The sequence below is a fragment of the Paenibacillus sp. 01T422 genome, from assembly GCF_056398785.1.
This window is the reverse complement of record NZ_JBFTQB010000646.1, coordinates 1-3,817: the sequence shown is the minus strand read 5'-3', so window position 1 is coordinate 3,817 and position 3,817 is coordinate 1. Positions and strand designations below refer to the sequence as shown.

At 46.6% G+C, this 3,817-nt stretch carries 4 protein-coding genes; all 4 read left to right on the top strand.

Translation table 11 applies throughout. The annotated features are described in order from the left end of the window. Positions 1-520 (top strand): PTS sugar transporter subunit IIA (locus AC1DUA_RS28080; protein WP_477502894.1); only part of this gene is annotated, 520 nt, incomplete at its 5' end. Between the two features lie 25 nt (positions 521-545). Next, a complete protein-coding gene (locus tag AC1DUA_RS28075) occupies positions 546-980 on the top strand; it encodes a PTS mannitol transporter subunit IIA (RefSeq protein WP_477502893.1) in 435 nt (144 codons plus the stop codon). Further along, positions 980-2,137 (top strand): mannitol-1-phosphate 5-dehydrogenase, encoded by a 1,158-nt coding sequence (locus AC1DUA_RS28070; RefSeq protein ID WP_477502896.1) that lies wholly within the window; start codon positions 980-982, stop codon positions 2,135-2,137. Before AC1DUA_RS28075 ends, AC1DUA_RS28070 begins: the two co-directional genes overlap by 1 nt. 29 nt (positions 2,138-2,166) lie before the next feature. Then, a partial coding sequence (gene ptsP / locus AC1DUA_RS28065; RefSeq protein WP_477502895.1) for a phosphoenolpyruvate--protein phosphotransferase occupies positions 2,167-3,817 on the top strand: 1,651 nt, incomplete at its 3' end.

Here is a 3,817-nt window from a genome sequence, read left to right as displayed (position 1 = left end):
AGGGTCTAGAGATCGATTGCATCGTATCCAATTCTACATTAATGAAATTGTAAGTATCATTGATCAATTTATGGCGTTCCACATCGAGCAAAGTTATGAAGACTTGGAAGACGCCTTGCATGATATATGCAGTTATGTCAGTAGATCCGGTGTTATTGATGATGTAAAACCGATCGTTGATCTGCTGCTCGCGAGGGAGAAGTTGAGCAGTCAGGTGATTCCTGACACGGGTCTTGCGCTGTTTCATATTCGAAGTGAACAGGTTAGAAAGCCTTCATTCACCTTGTTTCGATTAGCGGATGACTTGCCGTTAGAGAGCGGGAACAAATCGGGTGTGAGACAAATGCTGCTTATGCTCGGTCCACAGCAGCTTTCGAAAGAGAGTTTGGAAGTGCTAAGCGAAATAAGTTCTTTCCTGCTTATCCCTGAAATGATCGAACTGTTGAAGTTGGGCAGCCAGTCAGAGATTAAACAGTTTTTATCCCAAGAGTTAGCAGCTTTTCTAGAGAATAAAAAATAAATCGGATTATGGGGAGAGATCTACGATGAGTATCTTATCAACCAATAAAGTAAAGCTGAATGCCAAACCGAAAGACAAATTCGAGGCCATTCGAATGGCGGGCCAATTGCTAGTCGATGCCGGTCATGCTTCAGCAGGTTATATCGATAAAATGATCGAGAGAGAGATGACTTTATCTACCTTCATGGGTAATGGTTTGGCAATTCCTCACGGCACACAGGACTCCAAATCGTTGATACTCTCAACGGGACTGTCCATTGTACAAATTCCGGATGGTGTGGACTTCGGTGATGGAGAGACAGCCAACTTGGTGATTGGGATCGCTGCCGCGGGGAATGAGCATTTGGACATTTTGACCAATGTAGCGATGATTTGCTCGGAAGATGAGAACATCGAGCAGATTATGCAAGCTTCTACACCAGAAGAGATGGTGAAGATTTTCGAAAGCGGGATGGAATGATGAAGGCTTTACATTTTGGAGCTGGCAACATTGGAAGAGGCTTCATTGGTCTGCTTTTGTCACAAGCCGGATATGAAGTTATCTTCTCGGATGTTAATGATACCTTAGTTGATTTGCTGCAGGAAAGAAAATCTTATACGGTGCGTTTGGCGAATGAAGCGCAAGAGACCTTCACGGTTGCAGGAGTTACTGCTATTAACGGCAAGAATCTGGAAGCTGTGGCTGAAGCTGTGGCACAGGCCGATCTTGTGACAACTGCGGTGGGCGTCAATATCCTGAAGCATATCGCTGGCGGAATTGCCAAAGGGATTGAGCTAAGGATCGCGAGTGGAGCCGCGCCGCTGCACATCATTGCGTGTGAGAATGCCATTGGCGGAAGTACGCAGCTCAAAGAACACGTATATGCTTTGTTAAGTGATGAAGTGCGTGCGAAAGCCGATGCTGTTGTTGCCTTTCCCGATGCTGCAGTGGATCGAATCGTTCCTATTCAGCATAATGAGGACCCGCTTCAAGTGACGGTGGAGCCTTTCTACGAGTGGGTTGTTGATGAGTCGCAAATGCTGGAGGGCTTCTCACGTATTGCGGGAGTTCATTATGTCAAGACGCTAGAGCCTTACATTGAGCGTAAGCTGTTCACCGTAAATACAGGACATTGCAGCGCTGCCTATCTTGGATATTTGCAAGGTTACGCGACGATTCAAGAAACGATGGCTAATCCACAAATTGCCTCATTAGTAAGGCATGTTATGCATGAGACGGGTTCTATTTTGATTAAGAAGCATGACTTCGAACTTGCACAGCACGAGATCTATATAGATAAAATATTGCAAAGATTTACGAATCCTTACTTGATTGATGATGTAGCGCGCGTAGGAAGATCACCGATTCGTAAATTATCTGTGAATGACCGGCTGGTCAGACCCGCTTTACAAGGGTATGATCTAGGGAGGACCCCAACTTATCTAACCATGGTCATGGCTGCTGCCTTTTTATTTCAAGATGCTGCTGATCCGGAAGCCGCTCAAATTCAAGCCGATTTGCGAGATATTGGGCTTGCTCAAACGATTACCAAGTATACGTCAATTAAGGAAGAGCACCCTATTCATCAGCTGATTCTAACGCATTACGAACAATTCAAACAAACGGTTGTTTCTTAAGAAAGGGGAGTTTCCTCATGGCGAACATGATGACTGAACGTCTAACCGGCATAGCTGCTTCCCCCGGCATTGCGCTGGCCAAAGCATTTCGACTGAATAAAGAGCAATATGTGCCCGTGGCTGTGGAAGTGGCCGACAAGGATCAGGAGATCCTTCGTTTTAGCAAAGCTGTGGAAGAAACCAGACAAGAATTAGAAGAAATAAAAGATTTGACGGAACAGCGAATGGGTGCGGCCAAAGCGGAAATCTTCGAGGCGCATTTGATGCTGCTTGAAGATCCTGATTATATAGATGCCATTATAGATTGTATAAAAGATGAAAGCATGAATGCTGAATTCAAGCTGCATGAAGTTGCGGGCAGCTTCATTGAAGTGCTGAGCGCGATGGATAATGAGCTGCTTCGGGAGCGCGCGGCAGATGTCCGTGACGTCACGGGACGGATTATGAGCAAGCTGCGCGGTGTATCTTATGCAGCGATTTCGGCTATTAATGAGCCGTGCATTCTGATCGCAGATGATTTGACGCCGTCCGATACAGCGCAATTAAATCTTGATTATGTGCTTGGCTTTGTTACCGAGGTGGGCAGCCGTACATCTCATTCCGCCATCATGGCTCGATCCCTGGAAGTGCCTGCGGTGGTTGGTGCAGGTGAAGGGGCCAAAGACATCGTGACAGGTACGATGCTCATCCTAGACGCGGTTGAGGGTGTAGTGCTTGTCGCGCCAAGTGATCAAGAGGTTGAGGCGTATCAGATGCGCAAAGCATCGTATGACGAGAGAAGAGCCGAACTGCGCAAGCTTATTAATGAGCCGACTCTTTCTTCGGATGATCATCGTGTAGAACTAGCTGCCAACATTGGCAGTGTGGAAGATTTGCAAAAAGTTCTGGCCAATGGCGCGGAAGGGATCGGGTTATTCCGGACCGAATTCCTCTATATGGGGCGCAGTGCGCTGCCTAGTGAGGAAGAGCAGTTTCAGATCTATAAACACGTATTGGAGCGAATGAACAACAAACCTGTCGTTATTCGCACCCTTGATATTGGCGGGGACAAAGAACTGCCTTACATGAAGCTTCCAGTGGAAAGCAATCCCTTTCTTGGTTTGCGTGCGGTACGTTTATGCTTGAGCCAAGAGGACCTGTTTCGTACGCAGCTAAGAGCGCTTTTGAGAGCAAGCAGCTATGGGCAATTGAAAATTATGTTCCCTATGATTGCTGTTATGGATGAGCTGCTTGCCGCTAAACAATTGCTGCAGGAAGAGAAAGAGAAGCTTCTGCAAGAAGGAATCCCCGTGTCTGATAGCATTGAAGTAGGGATTATGATTGAAGTGCCGGCTGCGGCAATAGCTGCTGATTTTTTGGCAAAAGAGGCTGATTTCTTCAGCATTGGTACCAATGACCTCATTCAATATACGATGGCTGCGGATCGAATGAATGAGACCGTTTCATACTTGTATCAGCCTTGTCATCCATCCATTCTTCGCTTAATCCAGATGGTCATCCAAGCTGCGAACAAGGAAGGCAAATGGGTGGGCATGTGTGGAGAAATGGCTGGGGATGAGCACGCGATTCCGATTCTACTCGGTATGGGACTTCATGAATTCAGCATGAGTGCCAGCTCGATTCTGCCTGCCAGAGCTTTAATTAAAAAGACCTCTCAACAAGAATGGGCCGGTTATACAG

What these genes read in the sequence shown, in the direction of transcription:
- AC1DUA_RS28075 (WP_477502893.1), top strand. Translation starts at nt 546, where the DNA reads ATGAGTATCTTATCAACCAATAAAGTAAAGCTGAATGCCAAACCGAAA.
- AC1DUA_RS28070 (WP_477502896.1), top strand. Translation starts at nt 980, where the DNA reads ATGAAGGCTTTACATTTTGGAGCTGGCAACATTGGAAGAGGCTTCATT.